This window comes from Photobacterium proteolyticum, from assembly GCF_001939735.1.
Classification (GTDB): Bacteria; Pseudomonadota; Gammaproteobacteria; order Enterobacterales; family Vibrionaceae; genus Photobacterium; species Photobacterium proteolyticum.
The window spans coordinates 1-16,503 of record NZ_MJIL01000043.1 but is presented as its reverse complement, the minus strand read 5'-3'; the positions used below and the strand labels follow the sequence as shown (position 1 = coordinate 16,503).

18 protein-coding genes are annotated in these 16,503 nt (G+C 53.0%); 10 read left to right on the top strand and 8 right to left on the bottom strand.

Annotated elements, in window-relative coordinates; genetic code table 11:
- The first annotated feature begins 134 nt into the window (after nucleotides 1–134).
- Nucleotides 135–923, top strand: coding sequence for a sporulation protein (locus BIT28_RS02110; protein ID WP_075761992.1), 789 nt, complete (start codon nucleotides 135–137; stop codon nucleotides 921–923).
- 133 nt (nucleotides 924–1,056) lie between these two features.
- Nucleotides 1,057–1,716: a PAQR family membrane homeostasis protein TrhA gene (trhA, locus tag BIT28_RS02105; protein WP_075761991.1), complete on the top strand. Its 660-nt coding sequence runs from the start codon at nucleotides 1,057–1,059 to the stop codon at nucleotides 1,714–1,716.
- Nucleotides 1,717–1,793: 77 nt separating this feature from the next.
- On the opposite strand, the gene BIT28_RS02100 is transcribed toward trhA, so the two are convergent.
- The 5 genes from BIT28_RS02100 to def form a co-directional block, all read right to left on the bottom strand.
- Nucleotides 1,794–3,239: a TrkH family potassium uptake protein gene (locus tag BIT28_RS02100; protein ID WP_075761990.1), complete on the bottom strand. Its 1,446-nt coding sequence runs from the start codon at nucleotides 3,237–3,239 to the stop codon at nucleotides 1,794–1,796.
- Nucleotides 3,240–3,245: 6 nt separating this feature from the next.
- Nucleotides 3,246–4,622, bottom strand: coding sequence for a Trk system potassium transporter TrkA (trkA, locus tag BIT28_RS02095; RefSeq protein WP_075761989.1), 1,377 nt, complete (start codon nucleotides 4,620–4,622; stop codon nucleotides 3,246–3,248).
- Nucleotides 4,623–4,714: 92 nt separating this feature from the next.
- On the bottom strand, nucleotides 4,715–6,004 hold the full coding sequence (gene rsmB, locus BIT28_RS02090; protein WP_281251544.1) for a 16S rRNA (cytosine(967)-C(5))-methyltransferase RsmB: 1,290 nt from the start codon (nucleotides 6,002–6,004) through the stop codon (nucleotides 4,715–4,717).
- 116 nt (nucleotides 6,005–6,120) lie between these two features.
- Nucleotides 6,121–7,065 (bottom strand): methionyl-tRNA formyltransferase, encoded by a 945-nt coding sequence (gene fmt / locus BIT28_RS02085; RefSeq protein ID WP_075761987.1) that lies wholly within the window; start codon nucleotides 7,063–7,065, stop codon nucleotides 6,121–6,123.
- A gap of 11 nt (nucleotides 7,066–7,076) precedes the next feature.
- A complete protein-coding gene (gene def, locus BIT28_RS02080) occupies nucleotides 7,077–7,589 on the bottom strand; it encodes a peptide deformylase (RefSeq protein WP_075761986.1) in 513 nt (170 codons plus the stop codon).
- Nucleotides 7,590–7,923: 334 nt separating this feature from the next.
- Here def and BIT28_RS02075 point away from each other — a divergent pair, with 334 nt between their 5' ends.
- Genes BIT28_RS02075 through BIT28_RS02060 form a run of 4 tightly spaced genes read left to right on the top strand, consistent with a single transcriptional unit; the run spans nucleotide 7,924 to nucleotide 11,153 of the window.
- Nucleotides 7,924–8,991 carry a LysM peptidoglycan-binding domain-containing protein gene (locus BIT28_RS02075; RefSeq protein WP_075761985.1) on the top strand — a complete coding sequence of 356 codons (1,068 nt, stop codon included), beginning with the start codon at nucleotides 7,924–7,926 and terminating at the stop codon, nucleotides 8,989–8,991.
- A complete protein-coding gene (gene dprA / locus BIT28_RS02070; RefSeq protein ID WP_075761984.1) occupies nucleotides 8,988–10,085 on the top strand; it encodes a DNA-processing protein DprA in 1,098 nt (365 codons plus the stop codon). The genes BIT28_RS02075 and dprA overlap by 4 nt, the downstream gene beginning before the upstream one ends.
- 2 nt (nucleotides 10,086–10,087) lie before the next feature.
- The gene (locus tag BIT28_RS02065; protein ID WP_075761983.1) at nucleotides 10,088–10,561 is read left to right on the top strand and encodes a DUF494 family protein; all 474 of its coding nucleotides are present in this window, start codon (nucleotides 10,088–10,090) and stop codon (nucleotides 10,559–10,561) included.
- Nucleotides 10,562–10,595: 34 nt separating this feature from the next.
- A complete protein-coding gene (locus BIT28_RS02060) occupies nucleotides 10,596–11,153 on the top strand; it encodes a DNA topoisomerase family protein (protein WP_075761982.1) in 558 nt (185 codons plus the stop codon).
- A 66-nt stretch (nucleotides 11,154–11,219) separates the two neighbouring features.
- On the opposite strand, the gene BIT28_RS02055 is transcribed toward BIT28_RS02060, so the two are convergent.
- Complete coding sequence (locus BIT28_RS02055; RefSeq protein WP_075761981.1) at nucleotides 11,220–12,335, bottom strand: 5-(carboxyamino)imidazole ribonucleotide synthase; 1,116 nt, start codon at nucleotides 12,333–12,335, stop codon at nucleotides 11,220–11,222.
- On the bottom strand, nucleotides 12,335–12,823 hold the full coding sequence (gene purE / locus BIT28_RS02050; RefSeq protein WP_075761980.1) for a 5-(carboxyamino)imidazole ribonucleotide mutase: 489 nt from the start codon (nucleotides 12,821–12,823) through the stop codon (nucleotides 12,335–12,337). The genes BIT28_RS02055 and purE overlap by 1 nt, the downstream gene beginning before the upstream one ends.
- A gap of 201 nt (nucleotides 12,824–13,024) precedes the next feature.
- Between purE and tsaC the strand changes: the two genes are divergently transcribed.
- The 4 genes from tsaC to BIT28_RS02030 all read left to right on the top strand — a co-directional run bounded on the left by tsaC (nucleotide 13,025) and on the right by BIT28_RS02030 (nucleotide 15,666).
- Nucleotides 13,025–13,582: an L-threonylcarbamoyladenylate synthase type 1 TsaC gene (tsaC, locus tag BIT28_RS02045; protein WP_075761979.1), complete on the top strand. Its 558-nt coding sequence runs from the start codon at nucleotides 13,025–13,027 to the stop codon at nucleotides 13,580–13,582.
- Nucleotides 13,583–13,589: 7 nt separating this feature from the next.
- Entirely contained in the window at nucleotides 13,590–14,495 is a 906-nt protein-coding gene (hemF, locus tag BIT28_RS02040) for an oxygen-dependent coproporphyrinogen oxidase (RefSeq protein ID WP_075761978.1), read from the top strand.
- 71 nt (nucleotides 14,496–14,566) lie between these two features.
- A complete protein-coding gene (aroE, locus tag BIT28_RS02035) occupies nucleotides 14,567–15,400 on the top strand; it encodes a shikimate dehydrogenase (protein ID WP_075761977.1) in 834 nt (277 codons plus the stop codon).
- A gap of 2 nt (nucleotides 15,401–15,402) precedes the next feature.
- Nucleotides 15,403–15,666, top strand: coding sequence for a DUF1488 family protein (locus BIT28_RS02030; RefSeq protein WP_075761976.1), 264 nt, complete (start codon nucleotides 15,403–15,405; stop codon nucleotides 15,664–15,666).
- 6 nt (nucleotides 15,667–15,672) lie between these two features.
- Here the strand turns inward: BIT28_RS02030 and BIT28_RS02025 are convergent, their stop codons facing one another.
- The gene (locus BIT28_RS02025; RefSeq protein WP_075761975.1) at nucleotides 15,673–16,212 is read right to left on the bottom strand and encodes a gamma carbonic anhydrase family protein; all 540 of its coding nucleotides are present in this window, start codon (nucleotides 16,210–16,212) and stop codon (nucleotides 15,673–15,675) included.
- Between the last annotated feature and the right edge of the window lie 291 nt (nucleotides 16,213–16,503).

Genomic DNA, 16,503 nt, shown 5'->3' with positions numbered 1-16,503 from the left:
GAGTGACTTTTTGAAGCGGAGCCCAGGCTCCGCTTTTTGTTCCTGGTTTTATCTCCGGTTACTCCTTGCAGCATAATGCTATTCGCTGCACTATAAACCTGTTTCATAGCTTGCTACAGGAGTGAGGAGTCGTTATGTCTTTGTTTCGGAAAAGTCTCGCCAGCCTTGGGATTGGGGCGGCGAAAGTTGATACTGTTTTGCAGCGTGACGTGTTGATCCCCGGAGAAGCCCTGCCTGTGTCTATCCATGTTCATGGCGGAGAGACTGCGCAGGCGGTCAGTAATATCCATTTGTTCCTGTGCTGCCGCTATGAAGAAGAAGTGGCATCAAGCCGGGGTGACAGCCAGCACCGCACCGAGAAAGTCAGCCAGACCTGCACGCTGGCCACCTGGTCTTTGCCTGAGGCGTTTACCATTGAAGTCGGTGAGGAACGCCTGTTCGACGCCGAACTGGCACTGCCGTTTAATACGCCTATCACCATCGGAGATGCCAAGGTCTGGCTGGAAACCCATCTGGATATTCCGCTGGCATTCGATCCCAAGGATAAAGATATCTTGACGGTGCGCCCGGATCCTTTGATGGATGGCGTGTTTACCGCGCTGGAGCAAGCCGGCCTGCGGATCCGGCAGGTCGAGTGCGAGGCGGCTGACGGGTTTGAGCTGCCTTTTGTCCAGGAGTTTGAGTTTGTGCCGGTGTCCGGCCCGTTTCATGGCCGCTGGCGAGAATTGGAAGTCGTTGCCTACCGCGACAGCGACGGCCTGCAGCTATGGTTCGAGGTCGACCGGCGACTGAATGGTTTGTCCGGCATGCTATCTGGTTTCCTCGGTCGTGGCGAGCTCAAGCGGCAATGCCATGTGCCGGCCACGACCTGTCCGCAACAGGCGGGAGAGATGATACTCGACTATCTTGATCAGGCGACCTGACAAGAACGCTGGGGCTAATCCATGCGGCTTGCGTCGAACCGAGGCTGAATTGAAATTTCAGCTTACACCTGTAAGCTAAACTGTGCCATACTAGCTATCTATTGAGTTTTAACTCTAGTAAGGACAACTGCGGATGGCTAAGAGTATGGCGTCAGACCCCGGATATTCTGTGGCAGAAGAAGTGGCAAACAGCGTGAGCCATGGCTTGGGCATGATTTTCGGCATCGTGGGCCTGGTATTGTTGCTCAACCAGGCCATTGAGGCCAATGCGGATGCGCTGAGCATTACCAGCCTGAGCATCTATGGCGGCAGTATGATTTTGCTCTATCTGGCATCGACGCTGTATCACGCCATTCCGTTTGAGCGGGCCAAGCGCGCGCTCAAAACTTTTGATCACTGCGCGATTTATTTGCTGATCGCCGGTACCTATACCCCTTTCCTGCTGATCTCGCTGCGCACACCGCTGGCTATTGGCCTGATGGCCGTGATCTGGACCATAGCATTGGCTGGTATTGTGCTGAAGATAGCCTTTGTCTATCGGTTCAAGCGTTTGTCGCTGGCAACCTACCTGGTGATGGGATGGCTGGCGCTGGTGGCGGTTTACCCGCTGGCGCTGTCGCTATCGACAGGCGGGTTGGTGCTGCTGGGGCTCGGCGGGGTGATTTATTCGCTGGGGGTTATCTTTTACGTCAATGATCGTCTGCCTTATAACCATGCGATTTGGCATCTGTTTGTGCTGGGCGGAACGGTGTGCCACTTTTTGGCCGTCTATTATTATGTGACACCAGTCTAGGGCGCATACAGCCGATAGAAAAAAGAGAGCCTTAGGCTCTCTTTTGGTTTCTGCAGGTAATTGGTCTCTGCGGGTAATTAGTTACGCCAGAAGGCCGGGAAGAAGACCACCAGTACGGTCAGGATCTCCAGCCTTCCCATCAACATGCCAAAGCTCAGGGTCCATTTGGCCATATCCGGCAAGGTTGCAAAATTGCCGGTCGGGCCAATGACCTCTCCCATTCCCGGTCCGACATTGGCGACTGCGGTTACCGCCCCGGTAATACTAGTGATGGCATCGAGTCCCATCATGCCAAGGAGTGCGGCAACAATCACAATGGTAATGATGAAGGTTAAGGCGAAGGCCACCACAGAGCGGACGATACCGTCTGTGACCGGTCGGCCGTTATAGCGCTGGATGAAGACGCCGGACGGATGGATAAGCTGCATCATCTGCTTGCGTAGCAGGGCAAACGCTACCTGGAAGCGGAAAATCTTGACCCCGCCGGCTGTTGAGCCGGAGCAGCCGCCGACCAGCATGATGAAGGCAAAAATAATCGTCGGGAACGGGCCCCAGGCGGTAAAGTCTTCCAGTCCGAAGCCGGTGGTGGTTACGACCGAGATAATATTGAACAGCGACACCCTGAAGGCATCGATAAAACGGTAGTCGAGCTGCCAGGTCAGCCACAGGGCGACGGCCAGCCCGGCGGAGAACACCAGCAGGGTGAAGCCACGTACCTGGGCATCGCTCAGCAAGGCCGTCGGTTCTTTCTTGCGCAGAGCCTGGACAAACAGCAAAAACGGCAGGCCGCCGGCAAACATGAACACGATCGCGACCCAGTGGGCACTGTTGGAAAAGTGGTTCATCGAGCCGTCAGACGTTGAGTAGCCGCCGGTCGACAGGGTGGTAAACGCGTGGTTGATGGCATCGAAGGTATTCATCCCGGTGAGCTGGTAGCCGATCACGCAAAGTCCGGTCAGGATCAGGTAGACGTTGACGATATTTTTGGCCACGCTCTTGGTTCGCGGCGAGCTTTTATCCGACCAGTCTGACGATTCGGTCTGGAACAGCCGCATACCACCGACGTTGAGCATCGGCAGGATGGCTACACCCATGACGATAAACCCGATCCCGCCGAGCCACTGCAGGGTGGAACGCCACAGCAGAATGCTCGGGGCCATAGTGTCGAGCCCGCTGAGTACGGTGGAGCCGGTGGTGGTGATCCCCGACATGGTCTCGAAATAGGCATCGGTAAAACTGATATGGTTGATGAATACAAACGGCAGTGCGGCGAATGCGCTGGCAATGGTCCACACGAAGGTGGTGATCAGGAACATCTCCCTGACCCCCAGTTTGAACTCAGCCGTACGGCCAAACGTCAGGCACAGAAAAGCCACCGAATGGGTGAGCAGGACGGCAGTAGCAAAGTCGATGAAACCACCGGTGCCGGTAAAGAAGGCCACCAGAGTGGGGACATACATGAATAGGGCGATCTTGGATAAGACCAGCCCTATAACAAATAAAATGGGACGGTAATTGACCATAATTTTTTACAGGAAGAACGGACTAGGTTGGAACAGGCGCTCTACGTCTGGGATATATTTCTTGTCGACCAGGAACATCACAACGTGATCATCTTGCTCGATAACGGTTCGGTCGTGGGCGATCAGAACTTCGTCACCACGAACCACGGCACCAATGGTCGTGCCCGGTGGCAGTTTGATATCACCGATAGCCTTGCCGACCACTTTCGAGGTGCTCGAGTCACCATGGGCAATGGCCTCGATAGCTTCAGCCGCCCCGCGGCGTAGTGACGAGACGTTGACAATATCGGCTTTGCGCACATGGGTAAGGAGTGCCGAGATGGTTGCCTGCTGCGGCGAGATGGCAATATCGATGGTACCGCCCTGTACCAGATCGACATAGGCCCCGCGCTGGATCAGCACCATGACTTTCTTGGCCCCCATCCGCTTGGCCAGCATCGCCGACATAATGTTGGCTTCGTCGTCGTTGGTCACGGCAATGAAGACATCGATTTGCTCGATATGCTCTTCGCTCAGCAGCTCCTGATCCGAGGCATCACCACAGAAGACTATGGTATTTTCCAGCATCTCGGACAAGTTTTCTGCCCGTTCTGGATTACGCTCGATCAGCTTGACGCTGTAGGTCTGCTCCAGGCGGCGGGCCAGACCGGCACCGATGTTACCCCCGCCGACGATCATCAGGCGTTTGTAGGGCTTCTCCAGTCGCTGCAGCTCACTCATTACCGATCGGATATGGTTGCTGGCTGCAACGAAGAAGACCTCGTCATCGGCTTCGATAATGGTGGTTCCACGTGGGCGGATTGGTCGCCCCTGGCGGAAAATCGCGGCAACACGGGTATCGACGTGCGGCATATGTTCGCGCAGTGCAGACAGGGCATTACCTACCAGCGGACCGCCATAGTAGGCTTTGACGGCAACCAGGCCGACTTTGTCTTCGGCAAAGCCGACGACCTGTAGGGCGCCCGGGTATTCGATCAGGCGTTCGATATAGCCGGTGACCAGCTCCTCCGGAGCGATGAGGTGATCGACGGGCACGGCATCGGACTGGAAGAGGTGCTCTTTTTCTTTCAGGTATTCCGGAGAGCGAATACGTGCGACCCTGTTCGGGGTATTAAACAGGGTGAAGGCAATCTGGCAGGCAATCATATTGGTTTCGTCGGAGTTGGTGACCGAAACCAGCATGTCGGCATCCTGCGCACCGGCTTCCCGTAAGGTACGGGGGTGGCTGGCAAAACCTTGTACTACTCGCAGATCGTATTTGTCCTGCAATTCTCGAAGACGCTCGGGATCTTTGTCGACGATGGTGATGTCGTTATTCTCGCCGACCAGGTTTTCCGCCAGTGTGCCACCGACCTGACCTGCGCCAAGGATGATAATTTTCATAGCATATGCCTGATGATTCTTTTCTGCCTAGATTACTACGTTTCTTGTCAGAGGCTACATTCATAACCTCTGATTTCGAAGGACTTAGTTTTTTATATTAGGGCTTTACGTATGACGGCGTAGTAAAAACCGTCCATATCGTGCTCGCCGGGAAGGATCTGGCGACCGGGTTGGGCCGGGTCGCTGTCAATGAGCTCTGCATCACTGGTACGGCCAAGGAAAGCTTTTACCTGCTCGCTGTTTTCCTGCGGGGTGATTGAGCATGTTGCATACACCAGGGTCCCGCCAGGCTTGAGCTGCTGCCACATGGCATCGACAATTTCGGCCTGCAACTGGGCCAACGCCTCAATGTCATCGGCACGGCGCAGCCACTTGATGTCAGGGTGGCGTCGGATCACCCCGGTGGCCGAGCAAGGGGCATCCAGCAAAATGCGGTCGAACTGTTCGCCCTGCCACCACTGTTCCGGGTAGCGGGCATCGGCACACAGTACCTTGGCATCGAGTTTCAGGCGTTGCAGGTTGTCATGGACCCGCTTGAGGCGGTTGTCGTCACAATCGATAGCAACGACCTGAGTCTCAGGCTGGCGCTCCATGATATGGGCCGTTTTGCCGCCGGGGGCCGCGCAGCAGTCTAGGATAAGCTCGCCGGCTTGCGGGGCGAGGTATTCGACAGACAGCTGGGCCGCTGCATCCTGCACCGAAACCCAACCATCGGCAAAACCAGGTAGTTTGCTGACATCACACGGCTGGTGCAGGCGAAGGGCATCCTGGGCCTCGGGATGGAGGTCGGTGGCAATGCCTTCGGCATCCAATAGCTCACGGTATTCATCGCGGCTATGGTGACGGCGGTTGACGCGTAGCCACATTGGCGCCTTGGTGTTGTTGGCCTCTACGACGGATTCGAATTGCGTAGGATAGCTTTGTCGTAACAGTTTAAGCAGCCAGCCTGGGTGGCCGTATTTGCCGGCATCATGGCTGAGTGATTGCTCGTCAAGGCTGTCTTGCTGGCGCTGGTAGTTGCGAAGGACAGCATTGATCAAACCGCGAAGCTGAGGCTTTTTCAGGTTCTTGGTGGCATTGACGGTTTCGGCCACGGCGGCATGGGCCGGAATACGCATGTAACCGAGCTGGTACAGGCCGACAAGGATCAGGTGATGGAAAACCCGTTGCTTGCCTTTGAGAGGTTTGTCCATCAGCTGGTTGGTGACAGATTCCAGGCGAGGAAGCCAGCGCAGTACGCCATAACAGATTTCCTGTAACAGGGCATGGTCACGTTCTCTGATATCTTGCTGGGCAGCAGGCAGAGCGTTAGAAAGGGATTGGCCCTGATCAACAACCTGATAGACCACCTTGGCTGCAGCGGCTCTTACATTCATTCGTATTTCCTGAAGTTGTTTCCGTCGACATACCGCGATGCTTCACCGGGTATGTCTGCGGCAGAATAGTTTCGATTCCGTTGGCGGAAAAGAAAAGCCAGTGCAAGCACTGGCTTGGGTTATTACAGTACGGTACCGGGCTCGAACCAGTCACGGCGCGAGTTGAGTAAATCTTGCACCTTCATGGCTTTTTTGCCCGGAGGTTGCAGCTCGACCAGACGCAGTGCGCCCTCCCCCGTCGCAACCAGGATGCCTTGCTTGTCGGCACTGAGGATGGTGCCCGGTGCTTTGTCCTGGTTGTCGGTTTCAACTTCGGCTCGCCACACTTTGACATTTTGCTCGGCAACCGCAAAGTAGCTCATCGGCCAAGGATTAAAGGCACGGATACAGCGCTCAATAGCAGCTGCGTCCATCGACCAGTCGATTTTGGCCTCTTCTTTGCTGAGCTTCTTGGCGTAGTTGGCCAGCTCATCATTTTGCTTTTCGGGTACGGCGGTACCTGCCGCGATATCGGCCAGACAGTCAACCAGTGCATCCGGTCCCAGCTCGGCCAGTTTTTCATACATGGTGGCGCTGGTATCGTTGGCTTCGATTGGCAGTGACGCAATCTTCAACATATCACCGGTATCAAGACCGATATCCATCTGCATGATGGTTACGCCAGTTTCGGCATCACCCGCCCAAATTGAGCGTTGGATCGGGGCGGCACCACGCCAGCGCGGCAAGATTGAACCGTGAACATTGATACAACCCAGCTTCGGGGTATCCAGTACCGCTTGTGGTAGCAATAGACCGTAAGCTACAACGACCATGATGTCAGCGTTGAGATCAGCAAGTGCTTGCTTTGCTTCGTCTGACTTGAAGTTTTCTGGTTGGTGAACTGGAATATCGTGCTCAAGCGCCAGATTTTTCACTGGGCTTGCTGTGAGTTTCTTACCACGCCCCGCTGGGCGGTCTGGTGTGCTGTACACCGCAATAACATCATGCTGTGAAGACAACAACGCCGCCAGGTGACGGGCGGCGAAGTCTGGGGTACCAGCAAATACAATACGTAACGGTTTGCTCAAGGTAACCTCGATTATTGGTTCTTTTCGTTGAAACGCTTAATTTTCTCTAGCTTTTGCTTGATGCGCTGACGCTTCAGAGGCGACAGGTAGTCAACAAACAGTTTGCCGGCTAGGTGATCCAGCTCGTGCTGAACGCAGATAGCGAGTAAATCATCAGCGTCGAAAGTGAATTCTTTACCGTCGCGGTCAAGGGCTTTGACGGATACTTCCGCGGCACGCGGCACAAGTGCTCGTGCACCCGGAACAGACAGGCAGCCTTCTTCAATCCCGTCTTCACCGCGCTTTTCGGTGATCTCAGGATTGATCAGTACCATTGGCTGATTGCGCTCTTCAGAGATATCGATCACGACGATACGCTGATGGATATCAACCTGAGTCGCTGCGAGGCCTATGCCTTCTTCGTCGTACATGGTTTCCAGCATGTCATCGACAACTTTTTGGATCTCAGGTGTTACGGCTTCAACAGGTTTGGCGACGGTGCGCAGGCGCTCATCAGGGAATGTTAATACTTGCAATACAGACATAGGTACTCGTAAAAATAGACAGTGCTGAAAACTAACGTAGCTTATTTGCTCTAATTCTAGTCATTTTAAAGCGCAAATAATAGCACCTGACGGGATTAGATGATGCGAGTCTTGCTGATTGGCAACGAATGTTTGCACTCTTGAGCTTTCATCTTTCCGCAAAACTGTCTGCCGGGAGCACAATCACGCGTGCCCGGGTGTAAAGCGAGGCCGTTGGCAGTGAAGTGCGCCGAAAAACAGTGCCATTGCTGCTGGCAGCCGTAGACACCAGTTGTCAGAGGTGCCACTTTTTAATGGGTAGTGATTATAAGTGTATGTTTCGGGAGGATAATGCGTGAGGCTGTTTGTGTTGCTCTGGGGGCTAATCCTGCCGGTGTTGAGCTGGGCCAATGCTTCTCAGCCAGAGGTAATAGCCAGCGCGCCGTCGGAATATACCGTCAAAGAAGGCGATACCTTATGGGATATCTCTGCCCGTTTCCTCGCCAACCCGTGGCTGTGGCCCAAGCTATGGCAGGCCAATTCCTATATTGATAATCCGCATTTGATTTATCCCGGAGATCAGCTGCGTCTAGTCTGGCGCAATGGCCAGCCTCACCTGCTGAAGAAAAAGGTGGTCAAGCTCTCACCGAGTATCCGGATCAAACGATCGCCGATCACGATCTTGCAGGCATCGGTGTTATTGCCCTATCTGGCCGAACACCAGCTGTTGGCTTCGGGCGATGTCGAGCGCTTGCCGAGAGTACTGGGGGACAGCAAGGAAAAGAGTTACATGTCACCCGGCGATACAATATGGGTTGATTCGGTGTTGGAGCCTGGTGAGTGGCGGGTGTATCGACCCGGCAAGGTATTTACCCGGCAGCTATCACAGGGAGAGGATATCGATCCGGTCAGGGGGTTGAAAGAAATTGCCAAGGTAACCGTCGTTGGAACAACAGAGGAGCTCAGCCAGGTCCGTCTCGAGTCATTTCGCCAGGAACTCCGTCAAAATGATGTGTTGCTTCCAGCGTCTGTGTCCCGCACGCAAGGCTCGCTCAGTTTTGTTCCCTCCGAGCCGCCACGGGATATCCGGGCGATGCTGTTAGGCCACTTCGACAACCAGAGCTATATTGCCGTCTCGGATGTTGTCGTGATCGATCGCGGTCACCTGGACAATGTATCGGCGGGTAATGTCTTTCGTCTGTATCTGTCCGGCGCTGTGGTGGAAGGTGACAAAGGCGGGTATCAGTACAAAAGCAGTCGTTATATCAGCAATCAGTATCCATTGAGCAAGATCGGGCTTGGGGAGGTCATGGTGATCCGGCCGTATGAGCACTTTAGCCTGGCAGTAGTCATGAAGGCGACTGAACCTTTTGTGCCAACCGTACTGGCCTTGCCACCGCCTGCTAACGATGCGCCGCTATGATGAGTGATCTCGAGAGTTGGCTAACCCTGGCTGCAGTGCCGTATCTGGGGGGAAACCGTATCAGTCAGTTACTGCAACATGCAACGCCACAGCAGCTTTGCCGGATGTCAGCCGAACAACTCCAGGCTATCGGACTCAAGCCTAAGCAGGTATCCAGTTTGCTCCGGCCGCAGTACCTGCGTATTGAACGTTGTCTGGAGTGGGCCGAATGCGACCGGCATACCATCTTGACGCTGGACTCGCCCGGTTATCCGCCATTGCTGAGAGAAATAGCATCGGCCCCTCCCCTATTATTTGTTCGTGGTGAACCTCATTGGCTGCATGAACCTCAGGTAGCCGTGATTGGCAGTCGTTCAGCCAGTATTGATGGTCGTGAATCGGCCTATGAATTTGCTGCATCGCTGGTCGCCGCTAATTATGTTGTCACCAGCGGTCTGGCGCTTGGTGTCGATGGGCAGGCGCACTACGGAGCATTAAAAAATGGTGGGGCGACTGTTGCGGTGTTGGGCTCGGGACTGGAACAGATTTACCCTGCCCGCCACCGGGAGTTAGCAGGCAAAATTATCGAGCAAGGCGCCTTGGTGTCGGAGTTCTGGCCGGATGAAAAACCGCGCCCGCAAAATTTTCCCCGCCGTAATCGAGTGATCAGCGGGTTGTCCGTTGGCGTATTAGTGATAGAGGCTGCCGAAAGAAGCGGTTCATTAATCACAGCGCGTTACGCACTGGAGCAAGGGCGGGAAGTTTTTGCCCTTCCCGGGTCGATTCATTCACCGGGAAGCCGAGGATGTAATGCATTAATTAAATCTGGTGCTAAATTGGTAGAAAGCCCGGTCGATATTTTTGAAGAGGTTGGTACGCTGACGGAGTGTGTGAAAAACAACCAGTTAGACTCATCGTTACCGCAACCTGAAAATGAGGAATTGCCATTTTCATCGGTGTTGGCTAACGTAGGCAATGAAGCAACACCCGTAGATGTAGTTGCTGAACGCTGTAAACAACCCGTACATGAAGTTATGATGCAATTGTTGGAATTAGAATTGCAAGGTGTTGTCACTACAGTGCCCGGTGGCTATATCAGAACGAGGAGGGGCTAGTTATGATGGATATCCTTATGTACCTGTTTGAAACCTATATCCACAGCGATGTGGAGTTGCTGGTTGATCAGGACGAACTTTCAGACGAACTTCTGCGTGCAGGCTTTCATCAGGACGATATCTATAAAGCTCTGACATGGTTAGAGAAGCTGGCTGCATTGCAAGACACCGAGAATACCCCTTACATGAATAACAGTGCTGTCACTTCTATTCGTGTATACACCGCCCAGGAGATGGCTCGGCTGGATATTACCTGCCGCGGCTTCCTTACTTATCTTGAGCAGATCCATGTACTGAGTGGCGATACCCGTGAGATGGTTATTGACCGTGTGATGGAGCTGGAAACCTCTGAGTTTGCCCTAGATGATCTGAAGTGGATTATTTTGATGGTGCTGTTTAATGCGCCTGGCAATGAAAGTGCCTATAGTCAGATGGAAGAGCTTTTATACGGTGCGGAAGACGGGTATATCCACTAATTGACTCCTCTCTGGCTGGCGAATAAAGAGTTGTATGACTGGTAAAATTAACGATCAATTGTTTTCAGCTCATGAGCATGCGTTGGAGCAGGAGCAGAGCTGTCCCCAGTGTGGGGCGGAGCTGGTTATCCGCAATAGCAAACGCGGTCCTTTTCTCGGGTGTTCTGGTTATCCCGAGTGCGACTACATCAAGTCGCTGAACCACAATGATGGCCATGTGGTGAAATACTTGGGCAAACCCTGCCCGGATTGCGGTGACGAATTGCTGCTTCGCCAGGGGCGATATGGCATGTTCATTGGCTGCGCGGGATATCCGGACTGTCAGCATATCGAATCGCCCGAGAAAAAGGCTGAGGATACCAAGCTGACTTGCCCGCAATGTGGCAAGGGGCACCTTATGGAGCGTAAGTCTCGCTACGGAAAACTGTTTTATGCCTGTGATCAATACCCGGGCTGCCGCTTTGCAGTGAATAACAAGCCGGTTGCAGGCCAGTGCCAGGCTTGTGGATTTGGCTTGCTGATTGAGAAGAAACTGGCTAGTGGTGTGAAGTACCAGTGTGCCGACAGAAAGTGTCATGCCTATCAAGATTAAGAAACGGTTATTGATATAAAAAGCCAGCTGATGCTGGCTTTTTTAGTATTGGGGTGTATCGGCTGCCTAATAGCGAACAGCAGGAAAAGCGACGGGATCTAATTGATCGGCGAGAGTTTCCAATGTGGTTTTCAGATCTGCCGTGGAGCTGGCGCAGACATTGATGTGGCCCATTTTTCGTCCGGGACGTTTTTCTTTGCCATACCAGTGAATATGGCATTGCGCTTGTTCCATCACCGTATCTGGCAATGTGTCTTCGCCGAGGATGTTGACCATAGCTGTTGGGCGCAGCAGACTTGTATCGCCTAGCGGCATGTTGCATACGGCTCTGAGGTGGTTCTCGAACTGGCAGGTTTCAGCACCTTGCTGGGTCCAGTGACCGGAGTTGTGGACTCGGGGAGCAATTTCATTGACCAGTAGCTTGCCGCCCACATCAAAGAACTCAATGGCCAGTACCCCGATGTAGTCGAGCGACTCGGCCAGTGCCCGGAACATGGTTTCAGCCTGGGCTTGCAGCTCGCGGTTTCCTTCTTGTGCAACCGACAGGCTGAGAACACCGTTACTGTGAATATTTTCTGTCAGTGGATAGATGGCGATCTCGCCGTTCTTGCCACGGGCACCGATCAGCGAGACCTCGCGGTCAAACGAGACGAATTCTTCGGCAACAATCGCCTGATCAGGGGTTTCTTCGAGGAAGTTGCTTATCTCTTGCCAGACAGGCTCAACATCATCCTGGGATTTTAGGCGCCACTGCCCTTTCCCGTCATATCCGCCCAGGGCACTCTTTAGCACCATAGGAAGTCCGACCGTGTCGATGGCACGCTCTAGATCGTCACGGGTGTTGACGAGTTGGTACTTTGCATTGGCAACGCCAGCGCGATCAAGCAGGTGTTTTTCCAGACGGCGGTCACCGCCAGCCTTGATGGCCTCGGTGGTCGGTCGAAATTTTCCGCTGGCAGCACAGGCGTCAAGAATATCATGCGGGATATGCTCAAACTCTGCGGTAATGACATTGGCATAGGTGATGGCGGTATCCAGCCCTTTCATCATTAGCTGCTGAGTCAGTGGGTGGACCACATGACCGCTGGTGACATCGTAGGCGAAGACTTCGATATTTAACGGAGCCCCGGCCAGTGCCATCATACGCGCCAGTTGTCCGGCTCCAAGTACCAAAACCTTCATTATGCATCCTCTGCTGGATTTGGATTGTCCAACACTGTGTCGGTTTGTTCTTTGCGGAACGCATCAACGGCGGCCATCACTGTGGCATCCTGGGTGCCAATGATTTGCGCGGCTAACAGGCCGGCATTCGCCGCACCGGCATCACCAATAGCCAGGGTACCGACTGCGACGCCTTTTGGCATCTGGACGATAGAAAGTAGTGAGTCCATCCCTTTGAGTGCACGGGACTGAACAGGCACCCCCAGTACCGGTACGCTAGTGAAAGCTGCTGTCATGCCGGGAAGGTGTGCAGCACCGCCGGCACCGGCAATAATGACCTTGATCCCGCGCTCGTGGGCTGTTTCGGCATATTCGGCAAGTAGATGTGGAGTACGGTGAGCAGAAACCACTTTGGTTTCATAAGGTACGTTGAAGCGATCTAGCATTTCAGCTGCATGCTGCATGGTTGGCCAGTCAGACTTGGAGCCCATGATAATCCCAACTTTCATCCCTATCTCCTTTGGGTTGCATAATATGAAGGCGTGAATACTTTTGCGCGCATTATACGGTGATTTTTTCAGAAGGAAAACGTTTGCGTCAGTGATTTTGTCTCATTATGTTACGAGCATGGAGTTGCGAGGTTGGAGTGGGTAAAATAGGTAAACAGATGGTTAAATCTGGCGTCAGCTGGGATCAATAATGAGGATAATGTGGAAAATTTAGCGCAAGTAGTTGCTGCCCTTCAGCAAGGTGAGGTTGTTGCCTACCCTACCGAGGCGGTTTTTGGTGTAGGGTGCGACCCCGATAATGAGCAAGCGGTACAGAAGCTTCTGGCACTGAAACAACGCCCGGTCGAAAAAGGGCTGATCTTGATTGCTGCCGACTATGAGCAGTTGAAGCCTTATGTTGATGATAGCCAGCTAACTGCCGAGCAAATGCAGCGGATTCAATCCTCCTGGCCGGGGCCGGTTACCTGGGTGATGCCAACCAAGGCCGGAGTACCGAGTTTTCTTACCGGCCAGTTTTCTACCATAGCCGTTCGGGTGACCGATCATCCGCTGGTGCAGCAGTTATGTCGCCAGTTTGGTAAGCCGCTGACCTCAACCAGTGCTAACCTGACAGGACAGGAGCCGGGACGCAGCGCAGAAGAAGTGAAAGAAAAGTTAGGCCAGTATTTACCGGCTATTTTACAAGGGGAGACAGGAGGACGACAAAATCCTTCTGAGATCCGTGACGCCCAGACAGGGGAAGTTTTCCGCCAAGGATAAAAACAATATGCAAGATGTCAGCAAACAAGCGGTAAAGGCGTTTCTGTTAGATCTGCAGGACCGTATTTGTCAGGCTGTAGAACAGCAAGACGGTACGGCTGTTTTCGAACAGGATCAGTGGGAGCGAAAGGAAGGCGGTGGTGGTCGCAGCCGGGTATTGCGCCAGGGGCTGGTGTTTGAGCAGGCCGGCGTCAACTTCTCTCATGTGTTCGGTACCAAAATGCCGGCATCGGCTACGGCCCACAGGCCGGAACTGGCGGGGCGTAGCTTTGAGGCAATGGGGGTATCTCTGGTTATTCATCCTAATAACCCTTATGTGCCTACCTCGCATGCCAATGTCCGTTTCTTTATCGCCGAAAAGGAAGGTGAAGCCCCGGTGTGGTGGTTTGGCGGTGGCTTTGATTTAACCCCGTTCTACCCTTTCGAAGAAGACTGCCAGCACTGGCACGATACTGCAAAAGCCTTGTGCGCCCCTTATGGCGAGGATGTGTATCAGCAGCATAAAGAATGGTGTGACAAGTACTTCTTCTTGCCTCACCGAAATGAAACCCGCGGTGTTGGCGGATTGTTCTTTGATGATCTCAACCAATGGGGGTTTGAAAAGTGCTTTAGCTATATGCAGGCAGTCGGCAATGGCTATATTGATGCGTATCTGCCGATAGTTGAAAAGCGCCACCCTACCCCGTTTGGTGAGCGAGAGCGTAATTTTCAACTTTATCGCCGTGGGCGTTATGTTGAATTTAACTTAGTGTATGACCGCGGTACTTTGTTTGGCCTTCAAAGTGGTGGCCGGACAGAGTCTATCTTGATGTCCATGCCGCCGCTGGCCCGCTGGGAGTATTGCTACGAGCCAGAGCCGGGAACGCCTGAGGCTGATTTGTATCAACATTACCTCAAACCGCGAGAGTGGTAACAGAATACGAAACGTTTGAGCTTGTGATATAGCAATGATAGGGTCGATTTATCGACCCTGTTTTATTTGGAATGCATAGCCACATGGATAAGTACGTTGTTTTCGGCAATCCGATTGCCCAGAGTAAATCCCCCTATATTCATACTTTGTTTGCTCGCCAGACCGCTCAGGCCATGACGTATACCGCACAGCTTGCACCTGTTGATGGTTTTAAGGCTGCTGCTGATGACTTCTTTGCTTCAGGTGGCCGCGGCTGCAATATTACGGCTCCCTTTAAAGAAGATGCCTATCAGTATGCTTCTCAATTGACGGAGCGGGCTAAATTGGCGGGCGCTGTGAATACGTTGAAGAAGCTGGATGATGGTGTGATTCTGGGTGATAACACCGATGGTGAAGGCTTAGTGCAGGATCTGCTGCAAAACCAAGTAGAGCTGGCCGGTAAACGCATTCTGTTAATCGGGGCTGGTGGTGCTGCTCGAGGGGTGATTTTGCCTATTCTGGCGCAACAGCCCGAACTGCTGGTCGTGACAAACCGGACATTGGCCAAAGCCGAGCAGTTGGCCGAGTTGTTTTCAGGGTATGGCAATATTGATGCCGTGGCACTGGAAGCGCTGGAAGAACCAAACTTTGATGTGATCATCAATTCAACATCAGCGGGACTGAGCGGCCAGCTACCAGGTATTTCCGATAAACTGATTAAGCCGGCTGTGACTTGTTATGACATGGTATATGGCCCGAAGCTGACGGCTTTCAACCAGTGGGCCCGAGATCTGGGCGCAGGCAAGACATTAGATGGCCTGGGTATGCTGGTTGGCCAGGCGGCTGAGAGCTTTATGCTGTGGCGGGGGATCCGCCCGGGAGCCAAGCAGGTGAAAAATGAGTTACGCCGAGCAATGCAGGAATAAATATGAATCAAGATATATTATTTGCTGATATCCAGTTGTGGGACAGCGAAAAACAAGCGGTTAACTTTCCGGCCCAGCAGGCAGGGGCGTTAATTACTTGTTGGGTAAGCCTTTCCTGGCTTCAGAAAAAAGCGGCGCAACCGCTGGTCGAAGAAGCCGATATCCTTAGTGTCTTTGCTGCCAACCGCTTTGACTTGGAAGAGTTGGCAGAGACGATGATCGAAGATGAAGAGTTCAATCAAGGTGGGGATATCGAGATTAACTAATCTTGATTATTGCTCGGCAAGATATTCGTTTTTCAGCCGGACATAGTTGTCGGCGGAAGCTGGCAAGAAAGCCCGTTCCTTATCACTGAGGGGACGGGCTTGTTTGACTGGGCTGCCGACATACAAATAACCGCTAGCCAGGCGTTTCCCTGGCGGCACTAAACTTCCCGCTCCGATGATGACATCATCTTCTATAACAGCGCCATCGAGTAAAATTGCGCCCATGCCGACTAATACCCGGTTCCCGACCTGACAACCATGCAACATTGCCTTGTGACCGATTGTCACATCATCGCCTATAATTAACGGGTGGCCATGTGGGGTCTCCGTTGATTTACGAGTAACATGCAACACCGAACCATCTTGTACATTGGTACGGGCACCAATGCGGATGTGGTTTACATCGCCGCGCGCGGCAACCAAAGGCCAAATGCTGGCGTCATCCTCTAATAGAATATCGCCGATTAACACTGCTGAGTCGTCAACGTACACATTATTAGCACGTGTCGGGTAAATTCCCTTATAGGGGCGTAATGAAGATGGCATGACAGTGACCTTTTCTTATTTATATAGATGAGAATAGCGAAGCCATGGTGTGATTTGCATCAAAAAGTGCGTGATTGTTCGATAATTGCGCGCTTAAGCTAAAATGACAGATTTATTTCAAAAAGCCCCTTGCCAACGTGATCGAAGTCTCTATAATGCGACCTCACTGACACGGAGCAAGGCGCTAAGCCAGCAACGATAAGTCAGTCTGTTCTTTAACAATTTGACCATGCAATCTGTGTGGGCACTCGTGAAATGATTAGTCAAAAGATTTATCAGTGAACTGAGTGA

Bases quoted from the DNA above. Each gene is read 5' to 3' on its own strand.
- aroE (WP_075761977.1), top strand. From the start codon at position 14,567: ATGCATAGCCACATGGATAAGTACGTTGTTTTCGGCAATCCGATTGCC.
- BIT28_RS02110 (WP_075761992.1), top strand. From the start codon at position 135: ATGTCTTTGTTTCGGAAAAGTCTCGCCAGCCTTGGGATTGGGGCGGCG.
- purE (WP_075761980.1), bottom strand. From the start codon at position 12,823: ATGAAAGTTGGGATTATCATGGGCTCCAAGTCTGACTGGCCAACCATG.
- BIT28_RS02065 (WP_075761983.1), top strand. From the start codon at position 10,088: ATGATGGATATCCTTATGTACCTGTTTGAAACCTATATCCACAGCGAT.
- BIT28_RS02025 (WP_075761975.1), bottom strand. From the start codon at position 16,212: ATGCCATCTTCATTACGCCCCTATAAGGGAATTTACCCGACACGTGCT.
- BIT28_RS02030 (WP_075761976.1), top strand. From the start codon at position 15,403: ATGAATCAAGATATATTATTTGCTGATATCCAGTTGTGGGACAGCGAA.
- dprA (WP_075761984.1), top strand. From the start codon at position 8,988: ATGATGAGTGATCTCGAGAGTTGGCTAACCCTGGCTGCAGTGCCGTAT.
- BIT28_RS02060 (WP_075761982.1), top strand. From the start codon at position 10,596: ATGACTGGTAAAATTAACGATCAATTGTTTTCAGCTCATGAGCATGCG.
- trkA (WP_075761989.1), bottom strand. From the start codon at position 4,622: ATGAAAATTATCATCCTTGGCGCAGGTCAGGTCGGTGGCACACTGGCG.
- BIT28_RS02100 (WP_075761990.1), bottom strand. From the start codon at position 3,239: ATGGTCAATTACCGTCCCATTTTATTTGTTATAGGGCTGGTCTTATCC.
- def (WP_075761986.1), bottom strand. From the start codon at position 7,589: ATGTCTGTATTGCAAGTATTAACATTCCCTGATGAGCGCCTGCGCACC.
- BIT28_RS02055 (WP_075761981.1), bottom strand. From the start codon at position 12,335: ATGAAGGTTTTGGTACTTGGAGCCGGACAACTGGCGCGTATGATGGCA.
- hemF (WP_075761978.1), top strand. From the start codon at position 13,590: ATGCAAGATGTCAGCAAACAAGCGGTAAAGGCGTTTCTGTTAGATCTG.
- trhA (WP_075761991.1), top strand. From the start codon at position 1,057: ATGGCTAAGAGTATGGCGTCAGACCCCGGATATTCTGTGGCAGAAGAA.